General features: G+C 55.5%; 1 pseudogene and 1 other annotated feature. The pseudogene reads right to left on the bottom strand.

The annotated features are described in order from the left end of the window. Positions 1-550: pseudogene (locus K1I94_RS11305) on the bottom strand (IS3 family transposase); the annotation flags it as partial. Then, positions 207-323 (bottom strand) — a sequence feature (AL1L pseudoknot). It overlaps the preceding pseudogene by 117 nt.

Below are 550 nucleotides of genomic sequence, written 5' to 3'. Positions count from 1 at the left end.
ATAACCGCCATGAGGCGCGCCACTGTACATCTGGCCACCCTGATTCCTTCCCGTAACAACTGACGCCAGACTTTACGCACACCGTACACCTGATGATTTTCATCGTATACGCGCTGTATCTCTCTCTTCAGCCAGTCATCGTGCTGCGCACGGGCACTGCGTTTATCCGGATGATGTCGCTGTTGCTGACAGTGGTAATACGTTGACGGGGCAATCTGCAGTTCGCTGCATAGCGGTCCGACCCCGTACTGCTCACGCAGCTTATCCAGCAGTGGCATCATTTTTTCCAGAGGCGGTCGAACTCCGCCTTCGCAAAATAAGCGGAAGCCTGGCGAAGGATATCGTTACTGCGGCGCAGTTCACGATTTTCACGTTCCAGCTCTTCCAGACGCTCACGTTCAGCGCTGGTGAGCCCACCATCACCGCCCCCGGTATCCCGCTCATGCTGGCGAACCCAGACACGCAGAGTCTCCGGCGTACAGCCAATCTTTGGGGCAATGGAACAAATTGCCGCCCACTGTGAGTCATATTCATCCTGACTTTCCAGAAC

This window comes from Streptococcus sanguinis (assembly GCF_019929145.1).
GTDB classification, from domain to species: Bacteria; Bacillota; Bacilli; order Lactobacillales; family Streptococcaceae; genus Streptococcus; species Streptococcus sanguinis_U.
The sequence above is the reverse complement of the archived record's forward strand: the minus strand, read 5'-3'. Positions and strand labels throughout refer to the sequence as shown.